15 protein-coding genes, 4 tRNA genes and 1 riboswitch are annotated in these 17,446 nt (G+C 59.4%); of the genes, 13 read left to right on the top strand and 6 right to left on the bottom strand.

The window, feature by feature from the left end:
* Positions 1–119 precede the first annotated feature (119 nt).
* The 3 genes from astB to astE are packed head-to-tail and all read left to right on the top strand — an operon-like array spanning position 120 to position 2,810.
* The gene (astB, locus tag FPT15_RS06440; RefSeq protein WP_145159371.1) at positions 120–1,466 is read left to right on the top strand and encodes an N-succinylarginine dihydrolase; all 1,347 of its coding nucleotides are present in this window, start codon (positions 120–122) and stop codon (positions 1,464–1,466) included.
* Between the two features lie 37 nt (positions 1,467–1,503).
* Positions 1,504–1,794 carry a hypothetical protein gene (locus FPT15_RS06435; protein ID WP_003214319.1) on the top strand — a complete coding sequence of 97 codons (291 nt, stop codon included), beginning with the start codon at positions 1,504–1,506 and terminating at the stop codon, positions 1,792–1,794.
* A gap of 11 nt (positions 1,795–1,805) precedes the next feature.
* On the top strand, positions 1,806–2,810 hold the full coding sequence (gene astE / locus FPT15_RS06430; protein ID WP_106576120.1) for a succinylglutamate desuccinylase: 1,005 nt from the start codon (positions 1,806–1,808) through the stop codon (positions 2,808–2,810).
* Here astE and FPT15_RS06425 read toward each other — a convergent pair.
* Together FPT15_RS06425 and FPT15_RS06420 are read right to left on the bottom strand one after the other, a co-directional pair.
* Positions 2,807–4,330: a M91 family zinc metallopeptidase gene (locus FPT15_RS06425; RefSeq protein WP_145159369.1), complete on the bottom strand. Its 1,524-nt coding sequence runs from the start codon at positions 4,328–4,330 to the stop codon at positions 2,807–2,809. The genes astE and FPT15_RS06425 overlap by 4 nt on opposite strands.
* A 147-nt stretch (positions 4,331–4,477) precedes the next feature.
* Positions 4,478–4,984: a 6,7-dimethyl-8-ribityllumazine synthase gene (locus tag FPT15_RS06420; RefSeq protein ID WP_145159367.1), complete on the bottom strand. Its 507-nt coding sequence runs from the start codon at positions 4,982–4,984 to the stop codon at positions 4,478–4,480.
* A gap of 113 nt (positions 4,985–5,097) precedes the next feature.
* Positions 5,098–5,267, bottom strand: a riboswitch (FMN riboswitch).
* A 192-nt stretch (positions 5,268–5,459) separates the two neighbouring features.
* On the opposite strand from FPT15_RS06420, the gene ltaE reads away from it, so the two are divergent.
* The 8 genes from ltaE to mgtE all read left to right on the top strand — a co-directional run bounded on the left by ltaE (position 5,460) and on the right by mgtE (position 13,257).
* Entirely contained in the window at positions 5,460–6,464 is a 1,005-nt protein-coding gene (gene ltaE / locus FPT15_RS06415) for a low-specificity L-threonine aldolase (RefSeq protein WP_145159365.1), read from the top strand.
* Positions 6,465–6,610: 146 nt separating this feature from the next.
* On the top strand, positions 6,611–9,229 hold the full coding sequence (alaS, locus tag FPT15_RS06410) for an alanine--tRNA ligase (protein WP_145159363.1): 2,619 nt from the start codon (positions 6,611–6,613) through the stop codon (positions 9,227–9,229).
* 97 nt (positions 9,230–9,326) lie between these two features.
* Positions 9,327–10,568 carry an aspartate kinase gene (locus FPT15_RS06405; protein WP_056861669.1) on the top strand — a complete coding sequence of 414 codons (1,242 nt, stop codon included), beginning with the start codon at positions 9,327–9,329 and terminating at the stop codon, positions 10,566–10,568.
* A 175-nt stretch (positions 10,569–10,743) separates the two neighbouring features.
* Positions 10,744–10,932 carry a carbon storage regulator CsrA gene (csrA, locus tag FPT15_RS06400; protein WP_003175645.1) on the top strand — a complete coding sequence of 63 codons (189 nt, stop codon included), beginning with the start codon at positions 10,744–10,746 and terminating at the stop codon, positions 10,930–10,932.
* A 62-nt stretch (positions 10,933–10,994) separates the two neighbouring features.
* Positions 10,995–11,085 (top strand) — tRNA-Ser (locus FPT15_RS06395).
* Positions 11,086–11,249: 164 nt separating this feature from the next.
* Positions 11,250–11,326 (top strand) — tRNA-Arg (locus tag FPT15_RS06390).
* 72 nt (positions 11,327–11,398) lie between these two features.
* Positions 11,399–11,475 (top strand) — tRNA-Arg (locus FPT15_RS06385).
* A gap of 339 nt (positions 11,476–11,814) precedes the next feature.
* The gene (mgtE, locus tag FPT15_RS06380; protein ID WP_145159361.1) at positions 11,815–13,257 is read left to right on the top strand and encodes a magnesium transporter; all 1,443 of its coding nucleotides are present in this window, start codon (positions 11,815–11,817) and stop codon (positions 13,255–13,257) included.
* A gap of 117 nt (positions 13,258–13,374) precedes the next feature.
* Here mgtE and FPT15_RS06375 read toward each other — a convergent pair whose 3' ends face one another.
* From FPT15_RS06375 to FPT15_RS06365, 3 genes are all read right to left on the bottom strand, one after another.
* Entirely contained in the window at positions 13,375–13,701 is a 327-nt protein-coding gene (locus tag FPT15_RS06375) for an Arc family DNA-binding protein (protein WP_003193592.1), read from the bottom strand.
* A gap of 392 nt (positions 13,702–14,093) precedes the next feature.
* Positions 14,094–14,273, bottom strand: a complete 180-nt coding sequence (locus FPT15_RS06370; RefSeq protein ID WP_106576125.1) for a PA3371 family protein — start codon at positions 14,271–14,273, stop codon at positions 14,094–14,096.
* 10 nt (positions 14,274–14,283) lie between these two features.
* Positions 14,284–14,511: a hypothetical protein gene (locus FPT15_RS06365; RefSeq protein WP_145159360.1), complete on the bottom strand. Its 228-nt coding sequence runs from the start codon at positions 14,509–14,511 to the stop codon at positions 14,284–14,286.
* A 328-nt stretch (positions 14,512–14,839) separates the two neighbouring features.
* Here FPT15_RS06365 and FPT15_RS06355 point away from each other — a divergent pair.
* Together FPT15_RS06355 and FPT15_RS06350 are read left to right on the top strand one after the other, a co-directional pair.
* A tRNA-Arg gene (locus tag FPT15_RS06355) sits at positions 14,840–14,916 on the top strand.
* 280 nt (positions 14,917–15,196) lie between these two features.
* Positions 15,197–16,582: an MFS transporter gene (locus FPT15_RS06350; RefSeq protein WP_145159359.1), complete on the top strand. Its 1,386-nt coding sequence runs from the start codon at positions 15,197–15,199 to the stop codon at positions 16,580–16,582.
* A 61-nt stretch (positions 16,583–16,643) separates the two neighbouring features.
* Here FPT15_RS06350 and FPT15_RS06345 read toward each other — a convergent pair whose 3' ends face one another.
* Positions 16,644–17,393 (bottom strand): flagellar brake protein, encoded by a 750-nt coding sequence (locus tag FPT15_RS06345; protein WP_119741971.1) that lies wholly within the window; start codon positions 17,391–17,393, stop codon positions 16,644–16,646.
* Between the last annotated feature and the right edge of the window lie 53 nt (positions 17,394–17,446).

Below are 17,446 nucleotides of genomic sequence, written 5' to 3'. Positions count from 1 at the left end.
CCGCTGCCATCGCGGGCAAGCCAGCTCCCACAGTTGATCGGGTTTACAGATAGAGAGTAGCGGTGGTGTGAAGACTGCTATTGATGCCTATAAAAACAGATGTTCGTGGAGCCTCGCCGATGAAATCCTGTGAAGTCAATTTTGACGGTCTCGTGGGGCCGACCCATAACTACGGCGGTTTGTCCTACGGCAACGTCGCGTCCCAGAGCAACAGCCAGCAGTCTTCGAACCCCAAGGTTGCGGCGTTGCAGGGGCTGCAGAAAATGAAAGCCCTGATGGACATGGGCTTTGTGCAAGGCGTGCTGGCGCCGCAGGAACGTCCTGACGTGGCCGCGTTGCGCAACCTTGGTTTCAGCGGCACCGACGCTCAGGTGATTCAGCAGGCGGCCAAGCACGCCATGCCGCTGCTGGTTGCCAGTTGCTCGGCCTCCAGCATGTGGGTGGCCAACGCCGCCACTGTCAGCCCGAGCGCCGACACGGCGGACGGCCGCGTGCATTTCACGGCCGCCAACCTCAACTGCAAATACCATCGCAGCATCGAACACCCGACCACCAGCCGCGTGCTGGGTGCGATGTTCGCCGACCAAAAGCACTTTGCCCACCACGCCGCGTTGCCGGCGGTGGCGCAGTTCGGCGACGAAGGCGCGGCCAACCACACGCGTTTCTGCCGTGACTATGGCGAGGCCGGCGTCGAGTTCTTCGTGTTTGGCCGTAGCGCGTTCGACACCCGTTACCCCGCGCCGCAGAAATACCCGGCGCGCCAGACCCTCGAAGCCTCCCAGGCCGTCGCGCGCCTGCACGGCCTGAAGGATGACGGCGTGGTCTACGCTCAGCAGAACCCGTCTGTGATCGATGCCGGCGTGTTCCACAATGACGTGATCGCGGTGGGCAACGGCGAGGTGCTGTTCTACCACGAGGACGCGTTCCTCAATACCGAGCAGATGCTCGCCGAGCTGCAAGGCAAGTTGGGCAAACTGGGCGGCAACTTCCAGTCCGTGTGCGTGCCGCGCGCCCTGGTCAGCGTCGAGGACGCCGTACGGTCCTACTTGTTCAACAGCCAGTTGCTGACCCGCGCCGACGGTTCGATGCTGCTGATCGTGCCGGAAGAATGCCGCGCCAACGAGCGCGTCTGGCAGTACCTGCAAGGCCTGACGGCCTCCGGCGGGCTGATCCGTGAAGTGAAGGTGTTTGATCTCAAGCAAAGCATGCAGAACGGCGGTGGCCCGGCGTGCCTGCGTTTACGCGTGGCGTTGAATGAAACTGAGCTGGCGGCGGTGAACCCAGGGGTTATCATGACCGCGCCGTTGTACGACACGCTGACCCAGTGGGTCGACAAGCACTACCGCGACAGCCTGCGTGAAACCGACCTGGCTGATCCGCAATTGCTGCTTGAGTGCCGGACGGCACTGGATGAACTGACGCAAATCCTTAAACTGGGCTCGGTTTATCCTTTCCAGATCAACTAGCGCCACTTTTTTTACACCCTATGGCTGAGAACTCTTTATGACCACCGACACCCTGAAACTGATTCTTGAAGACACCGACGGCACCCAGCTGGAAACCTCCTGCACCCGCGTCGCCGTGGTCTGGCAGGGCAAGGAAATCTGGATCCAGCACGACGGCCGTGGCCAACTGCTGATTGGTGTGGACGTGGAAGAAGGCGACGCTGAGTACGCCAACCTGCTGATGCGCCCATTGGCCACCAACCTGATGAGCCTGCAACTGGAAATGGAACCGGCCGACGTTGAAGGTGATGACGACGATCACGTTCACGGCCCTGGCTGCAACCACTAAGGAAGCTGCTTATGCTCGCCCTCGGCAAATTGCTTGAACTGACCCTCGCCGGTCGCGAACCGGCGCAAAAAATTCAACTGACTGTCGACGGCGTGCAGATGCGCTGGCTCAGCGAGGGCGCGCTCGAAGTGCGCCCGCCGCAAGCGCTGGACAACGGCAGCGACCTGCTGCTGTCGTCTGGCATCCATGGCAACGAAACCGCGCCGATCGAATTGCTCGACCGCTTGTTGCATGGCATTGCCCGTGGGGAAATCAAACCCCGCACCCGTATTCTGTTCCTGTTCGGTAACCCCGAGGCCATGCGCCGCGGCGAGCGTTACCTCGAGCTGGACGTCAACCGGCTGTTCAATGGCCGTCACGAACAAAACATTGGCCCTGAGGCCATGCGCGCCGCTGAGCTTGAGCAACTGGCCCGCACGTTCTTCAGCCTGCCTGAGCGCTCGCGCCTGCATTACGACCTGCACACGGCCATTCGCGGTTCGAAGATCGAGCAGTTCGCGCTGTACCCGTGGAAGGAAGGTCGCCAGCATTCGCGTCACGAGCTGGCGCGCCTGTGTGCTGCCGGCATGCAAGCGGTGCTGCTGCAGAACAAGACGTCGATCACCTTCACCGCGTTCACCTATGAGCAACTGAACGCCGAGGCGTTTACTCTGGAGCTGGGCAAGGCGCGGCCGTTCGGCCAGAACCAGGGCGTGGATGTTTCCCGCCTGGAGACGCGCCTGACGCAGATCATCGAAGGCAGCGAGCCGGCCACCGACAGCCTGGACGGCCTGCAACTGTTTGCGGTATCGCGTGAAGTGATCAAGCACAGTGATGCCTTCCTGCTGCATTTGCCGGCGGACGTGGAAAACTTCTCGCCGTTGGCCAAGGGCTATCTGCTGGCCGAAGACGTGGCCAAGACCCGTTGGGTGATCGAGGAGGAGGGCGCACGCATCATCTTCCCGAACCCGAAAGTGAAGAATGGTTTGCGCGCCGGCATTCTGATTGTGCCCACCACGGACGCAGCGCTGGTTTAGTCCCCTTGAGGCTTCGCTAGGTACGTGTCGCGTGTCGGCAATCCGAACTCCTTGCGCAGCGCATTTTCCGTAAAAGCCTCGGGATTGGTCCGCGTGGGCGGAGTGTCTGGGTTCAGATCGAAGTCAAAAGGCGCCAGATCGATGGGCAGGCCCACGGCTTGCCGCTCCACGTTTTTGATCGCAACGGTTTTGCCTCCGTCAGTTTCATCGGTGGTGCCGGGCGCCACGGTACCGGTGACGGCGTTATAGGCGTGACACAGCTCGTGATAGAGCCCGATGATCGGCAGCGAGCCCGGTGGGCTGAAAAAAGGGTTGTACTCGATCCGCCCGCCGTAGGCCGGCGTGCCGGGCTGGCCGTCGCGGATCATCAGCGTGTCGCTGTCGGTGGAGGGCGTGAACCTGGCGTTGTTTTCGTCACCCGGTTCAATGCTCACGGGTTGCCCACCGTGTAGTGCCGCAATATCCAGTGCGTGGAGCAGTTTTTGCCCGTTGGGCGAAACGCGCAGCACGCTGAGATCGGATTCGACGCGCGCAGCAAACTGCCTGTTTCCCCCAATCGACAAACCCGTTTTACCGGCCTCGCCGGACGCCACGAGCGTCTGGTGGAGCGTGTCGAGGTCGGTGGGGAACAGCACCGCCATGACCTGTTCGAGCGACGCGGTTGGCAGGCTGGCGAGTTTTTCAAGCAACCACGCGTAGCGTTCGTCGTTGGTCATGGCGACCAGGGTGTCGCCGGGCAGGCTGTATACCCGGTCTGTCGCCTTGAGCTTGCTGACATGGTCATGGCCTTTACCCGGATAGATGACGTTAGTGGCGCTGCCAGCCTTGATCGTGTCATTGCCGTCGCCGCCGCTGAGCAGGTGATGGCCGCTGCCACCGACAATCACGTCGTCGCCCGGCCCGCCATCGATAAAGTTGAGCCCGGCGCCGCCGTGAATGCTGTCGGCGCCGTTACCCGCATAGATACGCGCGGTGCCGGCGCCGATGACCTGCGTGCTGTCGTTGCCGGGGCCGCTGTCGACGGTGCAGTCCTCGGCGCTGATCCGTAGCGTGTCATCGCCCTCGCCGGACAGGATCGTTGAGTGACGGCCGCCGACGCGCAGGTAGTCTTCGCCAGCGCCTGCGTCAATGCTGACGGGGTTCTGGAGGCTGTCATCGACATGGATGCAGTCGGCGCCATGGCCGGTGACCAGCTCGATGATTTGCCTCGGCGAAGACGGCGTTATCTGATAGAGCACCGTGCCTACGTACAGGTGCAGGTGATCGCCCGCTGCGCCGAGCCAGAGTTCGCTTTGATCGGCGGTGAATGCAAACCTCAGGGTATCCCTGCGCGGCGCCTTATCCTGGCGGGCCTGCAGCCTGAATCGTTCGACCCGAACGGCCGTGTCCCGATAGACCTGCGCACGCAACGGGGCACCGCCCAGGTTGGCGGTTTTTTCTGCGTCGCTGGGCGAAAGGCTTCCCCCGTGCACGGTGTGAATGGCGCTGGGGGTGTCGGGTACAAACAGAGGGCGGTGCATGGCGTGATGGCTCCCGGTCAGGTGAGAAGGCCGGCGGTGGCCCGGCGTGTGGCTCACTAGACCGCAGATACGTCATGGCGCGGTGGTAGATGCTTGAACGAAAAACGCCCCGCTCACCTGGGTGGGCGGGGCGTTTTCAGGGGCGACTTATACCGCCAGTTTCTGCTCGCTGCGACGGATTGCACGCACTTTGTGCAAGGTGTCGGCGCAGGTGCGCGCGGCTTCCTGGCCCTTGTGTACGAAGTGCTCGTAGAAGAAGGTGTGGTGTTCGCTGCCCGCGTGGAAGTGGTGCGGAGTCAGGGACACCGAGAACACCGGCACTTCGGTTTCCAGCTGCACTTGCATCAGGCCACTGACCACCGACTGGGCGACGAATTCGTGACGGTAGATGCCGCCGTCCACCACCAGTGCGGCCGCGACGATGCCGGCGTAGCGGCCGGTCTTGGCCAGCAGCTTGGCGTGCAGGGGCAGTTCAAAGGCGCCGCCGACTTCGAAGAAATCGATGTCCGATTCCTGGTAGCCCTGGGCGATCATTTCGGCAAGGAAGCCTTTACGCGATTGGTCGACAATATCCTTGTGCCAGCAGGCCTGGATAAACGCGACGCGCTCGCCGTGATGGTTCTTGATTTTGCTGTCGATTGCGGTGGGTTGCATGTTCTGACTCCTGTTTAAGAAAAAAACAGGGCGTTATGAATCGAATGGGATTTAAGGGTACGAACCACTGCCTCATGCAAGCATGAACCCAGCGCGCGGCCCTTAGGTGCCAATCCCGTTCTCTCTTCATCCGGACTATGACCGTCGGCCCCGGGATCACACCGGGTCTGCTGACCTTGTCGCCGTCCTGCGTGAGCAGTTCGAGGCGCCAAGCGCTCGCGGGCTATGCACATTGCGTGCAATTACCGCCGGTGGGGAATTACACCCCGCCCTGAGAACGTTGCCGCCAGAACCCTGGCGGCGGAGAGTTTTTAACATGGTTTTTCAAAAACTGCACGAGCGCTGTATCGATAACCTATATCGGTTTGTTTGGTTGGTATTCGATTGAAGCCAATTGGGGCTTGATATTCCGTGGCTTTGCCCGCAGTAATCACCCACAAGAGCACATCACATCACCCCGTTAGAGGCCTGCTTCATGTCTGTGATCGACCTGCGTAGCGACACCGTGACCCAACCCAGCCCCGGCATGCTCGACGCGATGGCCAGCGCCGTCAGCGGTGATGACGTCTACGGCGAAGACCCCAGCGTCAATCTGCTGGAGGCCGAAATGGCCAAGCGTCTGGGGTTCGAAGCGGCGCTGTTCGTGCCCACCGGCACCATGAGCAACCTGCTGGCGTTGATGGCTCACTGTGAGCGTGGCGAGGAATACATCGTCGGCCAGCAGGCCCACACCTACAAATACGAAGGCGGTGGCGCGGCGGTACTCGGTTCGATCCAGCCGCAGCCGCTGGAAGTGCAGGCGGACGGCTCACTGGACCTGGACCACGTGCTGGCGGCGATCAAACCGGATGACTTCCACTTTGCCCGCACCCGCCTGCTGGCGCTGGAAAACACCCTGCAAGGCAAGGTACTGACGCTGGACTACCTGGCGAAAGCGCGGGCGTTTACCCGTGAGCATGGGTTGTCGCTGCACCTGGATGGCGCGCGGATCTACAACGCCGCGGTCAAGCTTGGGGTAGACGCGCGGGAAATTGCTCAGCACTTCGATTCGGTGTCGGTGTGCCTGTCCAAGGGCCTGGGGGCACCGATTGGCTCGGTGTTGTGCGGCTCGCACGCGTTGATCGCCAAGGCGCGTCGTCTGCGCAAAATGGTCGGCGGCGGTATGCGCCAGGCCGGCTCTCTCGCGGCGGCCGGGCTGTATGCCCTGGATCACCAGGTACAGCGCCTGGCCGATGACCACGCCAATGCCCAGTGGCTGGGCGATGAACTGCGCAAGGCCGGTTATGCGGTGGAGCCGGTGCAGACCAACATGGTTTACGTGCAGATCGGTGACCGCGCCGACGCGTTGAAAGCCTTTGCTGCCGAGCGCGGCATCAAGTTGAGCGCCGCGCCGCGTCTGCGTATGGTCACTCACCTGGATGTCAGCCGGGCACAGATCGAGCAAGTCGTGCAGACATTTGCCGAGTTTTCACGCAAATGACGGTGCAGACCGTCTAATTGACTGTTTCTATCACATAAACACGCTGTACCACCGGCAAAGGGCCGATATAATGCGGCCCTTTGCCGTCGCTCCGTCTGATGATGTTGCGCACTGGCCTTTGGCCGCAGACTCCGTGGAAGAACCTAATGAAAAGCGCAGAAATCCGTGAAGCCTTCCTTCGCTTCTTCGAAGAGCAAGGCCACACCCGTGTAGCCTCCAGCTCCTTGATCCCAGGCAATGACCCCACCCTGCTGTTCACTAACGCGGGGATGAACCAGTTCAAGGACTGCTTCCTGGGCCAGGAAAAGCGCGCCTATACCCGCGCGACCAGCAGCCAGAAGTGCGTGCGCGCCGGCGGCAAGAACAGCGACCTGGAAAACGTCGGTTACACCGCTCGTCACCACACTTTTTTCGAGATGCTGGGTAACTTCAGCTTCGGCGACTATTTCAAGAAAGATGCGATTACCTTCGCCTGGACCTTCCTGACCGGCGTGTTGAAACTGCCCAAGGAAAAACTCTGGGTCACCGTCTACGCCACGGACGACGAGGCGTATGACATCTGGACCAAAGAAGTCGGCGTGCCGGTCGAGCGTATGATTCGCATCGGCGACAACAAGGGCGCGCCTTACGCCTCCGATAACTTCTGGACCATGGGCGATACCGGCCCATGCGGCCCGTGCACCGAGATTTTCTACGATCACGGCGCCGACATTTGGGGCGGCCCACCGGGCTCGCCGGAAGAGGATGGCGACCGTTACATCGAGATCTGGAACAACGTGTTCATGCAGTTCAACCGCACCGCCGATGGCGTGTTGCATCCGTTGCCAGCCCCGTCGGTCGACACCGGCATGGGCCTGGAGCGGATCAGTGCGGTGATGCAGCACGTTCACTCCAACTACGAGATCGACCTGTTCACCAACCTGCTGAGCGCTTCGGCCGCCGCCATTGGCTGCGCCAACGAAGGCCAGTCGTCGCTCAAGGTGGTGTCTGACCACATCCGTTCCTGCAGCTTCCTGATCGCCGACGGCGTACTGCCATCGAACGAAGGCCGCGGCTATGTGCTGCGCCGGATCATTCGTCGCGCCTGCCGTCACGGTAACAAGCTGGGCGCCAGCGGCAGCTTCTTCTACATGATCGTTGCAGCGCTGGTGGCCGAGATGGGCGATGCCTTCCCGGAACTCAAGCAGCAGCAGGCCAACATCGAGCGCGTGCTCAAGGCTGAAGAAGAGCAGTTCTCCAAGACCCTGGAACACGGCCTGAAGATTCTGGAGCAGGACCTGGCCGAGCTCAAAGGCACCGTGGTGCCGGGCGACGTGGTGTTCAAGCTGTACGACACCTACGGTTTCCCTATGGACCTGACTGCCGACATCGCCCGCGAGCGCGAGCTGACCGTCGATGAAGCGGGTTTTGAGCGTGAGATGGAAGCCCAGCGCGTGCGCGCTCGCTCTGCCAGCTCCTTTGGTCTGGACTACAACACGCTGGTCAAGGTTGACGTGCCTACCGAGTTCATCGGCTACAAGGCGACCGTTGGCGCGGCGAAGATCGTGGCCATTTATAAAGACGGCAAATCGGTCGACGTGCTCAATGAAGGCGAAGAGGCTGTTGTGGTCCTGGACCAGACGCCGTTCTACGCCGAGTCCGGTGGCCAGGTGGGCGATTGCGGCTACCTGAGCTCGACGTCCGGTCGTTTTGAGGTGCGCGATACCACCAAGACCGGCGGCGCATTCCTGCACCACGGTGTGTTGGTGTTGGGCAACTTGACCGTCGGCGCGCCGGTAGACACTCAAGTGGATGCCGACGTGCGGCATGCAACTGCTTTGAACCACTCCGCCACTCACTTGCTGCACGCCGCCTTGCGCCAGGTGCTGGGTGAGCATGTGCAGCAGAAGGGTTCGTTGGTTGATAGCCAGCGCCTGCGTTTCGACTTCAGTCACTTTGAAGCGATCAAGCCTGAGCAGATCAAGGCGCTGGAAGACATCGTCAACGCCGAAATTCGCAAGAATACCCCGGTGGAAACCGAAGAAACCGACATCGAAACCGCCAGGAACAAAGGCGCCATGGCGCTGTTTGGCGAGAAGTATGGCGACGAAGTACGCGTACTGAGCATGGGCGGCAGCTTCTCGGTGGAGCTGTGTGGCGGTATCCACGCCAACCGTACCGGCGACATCGGTCTGCTGAAAATCATCAGCGAGGGCGGTGTGGCTTCGGGTGTACGCCGTATTGAAGCGGTCACCGGTGCTGCGGCCCTGGCCTACCTCAATGCAGCCGAAGAACAACTCAAGGAGGCGGCCAGCCTGGTCAAGGGCAGCCGCGACAACCTGATCGACAAGCTCTCTGGTGTACTGGAGCGCAACCGCCAGCTGGAAAAACAGCTGGAGCAGTTGCAGGCCAAGGCTGCCAGCGCAGCGGGCGACGATCTGTCGGCCTCTGCCCTGGACGTCAAGGGCGTGAAGGTCCTGTCCGTGCGCCTGGATGGTCAGGACGGCAAGGCGCTGTTGGCCTTGGTCGATCAGTTGAAGAACAAGCTCGGCCGCGCAGTGATCCTGCTCGGCAGTGTCCATGAGGATAAGGTTGTTCTGGTTGCCGGTGTAACCAAAGACCTGACTGGCCAACTCAAGGCTGGTGATTTGATGAAGCAAGCCGCCGCGGCAGTGGGCGGGAAGGGCGGTGGTCGTCCGGACATGGCGCAAGGCGGTGGTGTAGACGCCGGTGCCCTGGACGCGGCCCTGGCCCTGACCGTGCCGTTTGTCGAGGCCGGTATTTAAGGCACTGTTAATGAGCCCATGGTCTAGTCATGGGCTTGCTCAACTGCTGGAAGATTTGTTTATTGGGCGCCCCTTTACGGGCTGAGGCGGCTTAGAAATGGCTTTGATCGTACAGAAATTCGGAGGCACCTCGGTCGGTTCTGTCGAAAGAATCGAGCAGGTCGCCGACAAGGTTAAGAAATTCCGCGACGCCGGCGACGACCTGGTAGTGGTGCTGTCGGCCATGAGCGGCGAGACCAATCGCCTGATCGATCTGGCCAAGGCGATCAGCGGTGATCAACAGCCGCTGCCGCGTGAGCTGGATGTGATCGTGTCCACCGGTGAACAGGTCACTATTGCCCTGTTGGCCATGGCGCTGAACAAGCGTGGTGTGCCGGCGGTGTCCTACACTGGCAGCCAGGTGCGCATCCTGACCGACAGCGCACATACCAAGGCGCGCATCCTGCAGATTGATGATCAGAAAATCCGCACAGATCTCAAAGCCGGGCGCGTGGTAGTTGTAGCCGGGTTCCAGGGTGTGGACGAGCAGGGCAACATCACGACCCTGGGGCGTGGCGGTTCAGACACCACCGGCGTAGCGCTGGCAGCGGCCCTCAAGGCTGACGAATGCCAGATCTATACCGATGTGGACGGCGTCTACACCACCGACCCGCGTGTGGTGTCCGTGGCCCAGCGCCTGGACAAGATCACCTTTGAAGAGATGCTGGAAATGGCCAGTCTCGGTTCCAAGGTGCTGCAGATCCGCGCGGTGGAGTTCGCCGGCAAGTACAACGTTCCGCTGCGCGTATTGCACAGCTTCAAAGAGGGTCCGGGCACCCTCATTACTATTGATGAAGAGGAATCCATGGAACAGCCGATCATTTCCGGCATCGCTTTCAACCGCGATGAAGCCAAGCTGACGATCCGTGGCGTGCCGGATACTCCGGGCGTGGCCTTCAAGATCCTCGGTCCTATCAGTGGCGCGAACATTGAAGTCGACATGATCGTGCAGAACGTTTCGCACGATAACACCACCGATTTCACTTTCACCGTGCACCGTAACGAGTACGATGCGGCGGAGCGAATCCTGCAGAACACCGCGAGCGAGATTGGCGCCCGTGAAGTGGTCGGCGATACCAAGATTGCCAAGGTGTCGATCGTGGGCGTGGGCATGCGTTCCCATGCCGGCGTTGCCAGCCGCATGTTCGAGGCGCTGGCCAAGGAAAGCATCAACATCCAGATGATCTCCACCTCGGAAATCAAAGTCTCGGTGGTGATCGAAGAGAAGTACCTGGAACTGGCTGTACGCGCGCTGCATACCGCTTTTGAGCTGGACGCTCCGGCCCGACAGGGCGAGTGATGCGATGCCAGGAAGGCGCGGTTTACCGCGCCTTTCATTTTTTTGTGGGGCGCATGGTCTTTTGCGTGTGCTCGACAATACTTAGGCCGTTAGGGCTACGGCTTTCATGTCGTAGGTCGAACGCCTTTTTTTTGCAGACTGTTGTTCCTGAACTGAAATGCGTGAGGAGAAAGGTATGCTGATTCTGACTCGTCGGTGCGCAGAAAGCCTGATTATCGGTGATGGCGAAATCACCGTGACCGTGCTCGGCGTCAAAGGCAATCAAGTACGTATCGGGGTTAACGCTCCGAAAGAGGTAGCGGTCCACCGCGAGGAAATTTACCTGCGGATCAAGAAAGAGAAGGACGAAGAACCAAGCCTTTAATTTTTATCGTTTTTTATGTTTGCAAACGGGGATGAACGTGGTTAATATACGCCCCGTGTTGCGGAGAGCTGGCCGAGTGGCCGAAGGCGCTCCCCTGCTAAGGGAGTACACCTCAAAAGGGTGTCGGGGGTTCGAATCCCCCGTTCTCCGCCATTATTTGCTTAGTACGTTGCAATCTGGTTTTTTCGGTAAGTTGTTGAAATCACTCGAAAAAATAGCTTTACATAGAGATTGAACGGCCTATAATGCGCGGCAACAAATGCACTCGTAGCTCAGCTGGATAGAGTACTCGGCTACGAACCGAGCGGTCACAGGATGCACTCGTAGCTCAGCTGGATAGAGTACTCGGCTACGAACCGAGCGGTCACAGGTTCGAATCCTGTCGAGTGCACCATTTAAGAGTCAGTTGCAGCAATGCAGGTGACTCGGCTTCAACCAGTTGTGATCTGGTCTAAAAACACAATCTGCACTCGTAGCTCAGCTGGATAGAGTACTCGGCTACGAACCGAGCGGTCACAGGTTCGAATCCTGTCGAGTGCACCATACAAACAAAAAGCCCGCCTAGTGCGGGCTTTTTGCCGTCTGGGGTTTGTGTGGGGTTTTATCTTTTTCTCCCGCGCCATGTGTTTTCCTTATCCGCTGCGTCGTCGCAGTTCATAGATGCAGCCAAAGCTCAGCTTTGGCTCGCAAGCGCTTGTTCTTTCCAGTTTTTTAACGTTTAAAACCGACGCAAGGTGTATCATTGCGCCCGTCAGCCCCGCCGGGGCTTGTGGAATACCTCCATGGACTTACCCAGTAGTTACTTAGTACCCCGTTTTACCAATCATGAATTGACTGATTGATCCTTCCGGCGTGCCCCGCTGCTGGGAGTGGAGTTCGCCTATGACCGAAGTAGAAGTAAAGAAAACGCAAGACAGCCTGCAGGATCGCCTGGCTCAAGTCATCGAGCTGCTGCAGCGCCAGCGCGTGGTCGAAGACCTCACGCACCGCCAGGAAGGTCCGCATCACGACCGCGTCGAAAACCTGGTGCACCGGCAGAACCTCGTTGAGTTGCAACGCAAGCTCGATGACCTGCACTCCGCCGACGTTGCCTATATCCTCGAAGCCTTGCCGCTGGATGATCGACTGACCCTGTGGCAGTTGGTGAAGGCTGACCGCGACGGCGATATTCTCCTCGAGGTATCCGACTCGGTCCGTGAAACCCTGATCGCCGACATGGATGATCATGAGCTCCTGGCAGCAGCCAGGGAGATGGACGCCGACGAACTGGCCGACCTGGCCCCCGAGCTGCCCCGTGATGTTGTCCATGAGCTGATGGAAGCGCTCGACAGCCAGCAGCGTGAGCGAGTGCGCTCCGCGCTGTCCTACGACGAGGATCAGGTCGGCGCGCTGATGGACTTCGAGATGGTCACCATCCGCGAAGACGTCAGCCTGGAAGTGGTACTGCGTTATCTGCGTCGCCTGAAAGAGTTGCCCGGTCACACCGACAAATTGTTTGTGGTCGACTACGAAGGCATTCTCAAGGGCGTGCTGCCAATCAAGCGTCTGCTGGTAAATGATCCGGACAAGAAAGTTGCGGATTTGATGGCCAGCGACACCGTGAGCTTTCATCCGGATGAGGACGCGTACGAGGCGGCGCAGGCGTTTGAGCGTTACGACTTGATCTCGGCGCCGGTGGTCGACAAGAACGGCAAGCTGATTGGCCGTTTGACCATCGACGAAATGGTCGACCTGATTCGTGAAGAAAGTGAAACCGAAGTCCTCAACATGGCCGGTTTGCGTGAAGAGGAAGACATTTTTGCGTCGGTCTGGCGCTCTCTGCATAACCGTTGGGCCTGGCTGGCGATCAACCTGATTACAGCCTTTATCGCCTCGCGCGTGATTGGGCTGTTTGAAGGTTCGATCGAGAAGCTGGTGGCCTTGGCGGCGCTGATGCCGATTGTGGCGGGTATCGGCGGCAACTCCGGTAACCAGACGATCACCATGATCGTGCGTGCGATGGCACTGGATCAGGTGAGTACGGCCAATTCCTCGCGCCTGCTGCGCAAAGAGCTGGCCGTGGGCCTGATCAATGGCCTGGTGTGGGGTGGCGTGATCGGCGTGGTGGCTTACTTGCTGTATGGCAGTTGGTCGCTTGGCGTCGTGATGACCGCCGCCATGACCCTCAACCTGCTACTGGCAGCGTTGATGGGGGTGTTGATCCCCATGACCCTGGCGCGCCTTGGGCGTGATCCGGCGATGGGTGCCAGTGTGATGATCACTGCCATGACCGACAGCGGCGGCTTCTTTATCTTCCTGGGTCTGGCGACGATCTTTCTGCTCTGATCCCTCCTCAGCGGGAGCACATCTGCTCCCGCTTTGCCGTCTGTTCCCGGCACTCATTTATCAAATCGCAGGCAAAAAAAAGCCAGCACATGGCTGGCTTCGGCTTTCAACTGCAGATCAATTGGCTTCTGCGGCCGCCTCAACGTCGTGCGCAATAAGCGAGACGAGAGCATTTTGCTGGCGGTGGGAGAGCTGACGAAAACGCTGCAGCAGTTCGCGTTCGTGCAGTGAAAGCTCAGGGCTGTCCAGGCGCATGCTCAACTCTTCGCCCAGCGCACCTTCCTGAATAAGGCTCTGTTCCAGGCGCGCGATGATTTCGGAGTTCATGCTGCGGTGATGATTGCGAGCCACCTCGGCAATGCGTTCCCGCATTCCGTCTGGCAGACGTACGACGAACTTGTCAGCCGTACGGCTGGAATAAATTGCCTGTTTCAATGGGCGCATATATTTAACCGGTTAGTTCAGGGGAGCGGTTTTTGGAATTGGCCGCAAGATGAGTGTTAAGACAAGGCTCACGACCAAAGTTCAACCCGAATTACAAAGAGGCCGCATCATGCCTCAGATTTGACAGTTCCTTGGCGTCAATTCTGTGACAAATATTGAACTGCCTAAAGGCTTTATGCCAGCACTCATTTGCATTTTTGCGGACTGGTTTGAAAACTTTTCAACGAGTGATTCCGCAAAGGAACTTCTCGCAAGTCCAGGCCACAACGGGGTTTGAGGCCGCACATCCTATAGCAATATGGCCTTTTGCCCTCGTGTTTAAGGCTAGTGGCAATTTGCCGATTTACTAGCACGAGGCGACATAAGGTAGGGGGACAAGCAGAAGGGAGGGATCAGCGTAAGACGGGGTCGAATTTGATTCTGCGGCCCACGATGAGCGTCAGCAGCAGAAGGCTTGCACACACACCGGCAGCAACAAAAGCAGTGGTTTGCGCATCCTGGGCATCGGCGCCAAGGCCTGCGATGCCGGTTGCAACGGTCAGGCACAAAAACAGCCAGGCAGATTTAGTCATTCACGATCCCTCAGAAAACCCAGTGTTCAGATGCTGGCGCGGCCTGACTGCCCTGGGTCAGGCGTACCGGCGATTGTGCGTTGGGCGTCATCACCGCCAATTGCGGGCGTTGTTGCAAATGGTGCGGCACCGCCTGGCTGATTTGTGCGGGATCATTGCTGCCAGTCGATTGAAAATGGAAAGTCACCAATGCAGCAAGGGCTACGGTGTTGAGGGCTAACAGAAGGGCACTGTTCATGGTCATGTTCTCCGCTTAACGCCGTGGCCGGTTAGGTTTTGTAGGAGAAGTATTGCAGGTCTCGTGCCAAACTATTATTTCAATAAAATCAGTGGTTTAAGTCTACTTTAACGGCCCGTAAGGTTGCAATTTGCAATGCTGGCATTTTGGGGGAGTGCATTTTGCACGACGGTGATGGATCCCCCGGTTTTACGGGTTCAAACCGCGCTCTGCAGAACAAGGACAGGCCTACGCTCAAAAAGCCAACGGACGACATGACAAAACCTACCTCGGCCGTTAACATGCACGCCGTCCGTCGCCGCGCCTCTTGTCCGGTGGCTGTCATTTTGTCCCAGTAGCTCAATTGGATAGAGCATCCCCCTCCTAAGGGGAAGGTTGGCCGTTCGAACCGGCCCTGGGACACCAGATTCAGCACCTGTGAAAAAGCCCCGTCCAGAGCGCTCTGGCGGGGCTTTTTTGTGCGCGCCTGGTGAACACCGGTCGAACCTTGCAGCCGTTGAGGGTTCACAGCAGGTGCGCGGTGTATTTATCGCAAACTGTGTACCTTGCACATGGCCAGGCAGCGTCTGAGCCATATGCAAAATATTCCCCGGATACAGCCGATATCGCCTGTCCGGACCCGGCAACCCCGGACTATCATGCCGATAGCCCTGACTCTCACTGCAAGGAGCCGCTCGGAACGCCGATGCGCCAGATCTGGAAATCTTTTCGAGCCCTTTATTTCGCCTCCTTGATGATGTTGATCGGGTCCGGCCTGCTCAGCACCTACCTTGCCTTGCGCCTGGCAGCCGACCACGTCGACAGTCTGTGGGTGGGTGCGCTGATGGCGGCTAACTACTTTGGCCTGGTGTTGGGCGGCAAGATCGGGCACCGCCTGATCGCCCGTGTCGGGCATATTCGTGCCTATGCCACGTGTGCCGGGATTGTCGGGGCTGCCGTTTTGGGCCATGGCCTGATCAACTGGCTGCCCGCCTGGATCGTACTGCGGATGATCGTGGGCCTGGGGATGATGTGCCAGTACATGGTCATCGAGAGCTGGCTCAATGAGCAGGCGGACGCCAAGCAGCGTGGCGTGGTGTTCAGCGGTTATATGATTGCCTCCTACCTCGGGCTGGTGCTGGGTCAACTGATCCTGGTGATGCATCCGGAGCTCGGCCTCGAACTGCTGATGTTGGTCGCGCTGTGCTTCGCCCTGTGCCTGGTGCCGGTCGCCATGACCCGGCGCATTCACCCGGCGCCTTTGCATCCTGCGCCGATGGAGCCGCGCTTCTTTATAAAGCGCGTGCCTCAGTCGCTTAGTACCGTGTTGGGCGCAGGGCTGATCGTAGGTTCGTTCTATGGTCTGGCACCGCTCTATGCTTCGCAGCAAGGCCTGACCACCGAGCAAGTGGGTCTGTTCATGGGTAGCTGCATTTTCGCCGGGCTGGTGGTGCAGTGGCCTTTGGGCTGGCTCTCAGACCGCTATGACCGCGCCCTGCTGATTCGGTGTTTTGCCTTATGCCTGGCGGTGGCAGCGTTGCCGTTGGCGCTGCTCACCAAGGTGCCTCTGGAAGTGCTGTTCGTGGCCGGGTTTTTGTGTTCCCTGGTGCAGTTCTGCCTGTATCCGTTGGCGGTGGCGTTTTCCAATGACCACGTCGAGGGCGATCGGCGGGTATCGCTGACCGCGATGTTGCTGGTCACCTACGGCATCGGCGCCAGTGTCGGGCCGCTGCTGGCGGGCGTGGTCATGAAGCTGTTCGGCAGCCATATGCTGTATGCGTTTTTCAGCCTGTGTGCGTTGATTCTGGTGTGGCGTATCCGGCCGAAGGCGGTGACCAACCTGCACCAAGTGGACGATGCGCCGCTGCACCACGTGGCAATGCCTGACAGCATGTCCAGCTCGCCGCTGGTGGCATGTCTGGACCCTCGGGTGGATGAGGCGGTGGTGCAGGAGCAGATGCAGACTACCGTGCCGGATCCTGAGCCTGACACTGATCCACAGCCGCCAGTAGACGAGCCAGCTTTCGAAGGGCCGCCGGAACCTCTGGGGCCGGAGGAGCATCCTCACGACTTGAGCAGGGCGCGCCCCTGAATGCAAAAACGGGCAGATCCCATCAGGATCCGCCCGTTTTTTTTGCCGCAATGCTTAACGCTTAAAGATCATCGTCTTTGTCAAAGCGTCGCGCCTCGCGCTGCAACTGATACACAAACCGCTCAACCTGGCGCTGCACCAGCCCGCTCATGTTGTGAAAGCGCACGCCGGCGAAGGTGGTGTTGATCTTGTCTTCGAAGTGCAGGTAACGCAGCTCGACAGAGGTGGTCATGCTGCCAAAGGGCAGGGCGGCAATAAAGCGGTCATAGACCTGGCCCAGCTGCAGGCGCTCGGAAATGTCGCCTTCAAAGCGCAATTTGCAGCCGGTGGCGGAGATGTCCAGAAGCTTGCCGCTGATCGGCGCCTTGAGCTTCTCGCCGCCCAGTTCGATGCTGACCAGTTGCGCCAGCTTCAACGCCGCGCGAAAGGCATTGCGGCGTTGGTGGTAAACCACCTCGTCGGGCATGCTGCCGGTGTAGATGCGGTGGCCGTCTTTTTCACTGATGGTCAGCGTGCCGTTGCTTTCCCAGGCGACGCGTACGCCATCGTGGAAACCTTCGATACGAAAGGGTTCGCCATTCTCGAGGTAGCGTTCACCGTCACGCGGAATCATTTCGTCCAGGATCAGCGTCTTGCTGTCCCGGTCAACGTCCACCAGGTAGCTTTGAAAGCGCTGGCTGCGTTCATGGAAAGTGATGATCAGTGGATCATGGCTTTCTTGCAGCATCCGCAATGTGCTGGCGATTTCCAGAGGCGTGGTGAGCACCTTGGGTGGCTGCGGAGCATCTTCCGCATTAAGGGCGTTGAACACGGTTCTTCCATCTCCAGACAAAATACGACTACACGCAAGAACCGGCATTTTGC

Source organism: Pseudomonas sp. RGB (genome assembly GCF_007713445.1).
In the GTDB taxonomy this organism is placed as follows: Bacteria; Pseudomonadota; Gammaproteobacteria; order Pseudomonadales; family Pseudomonadaceae; genus Aquipseudomonas.
This window is presented reverse-complemented; position numbering and strand designations above follow the sequence as displayed.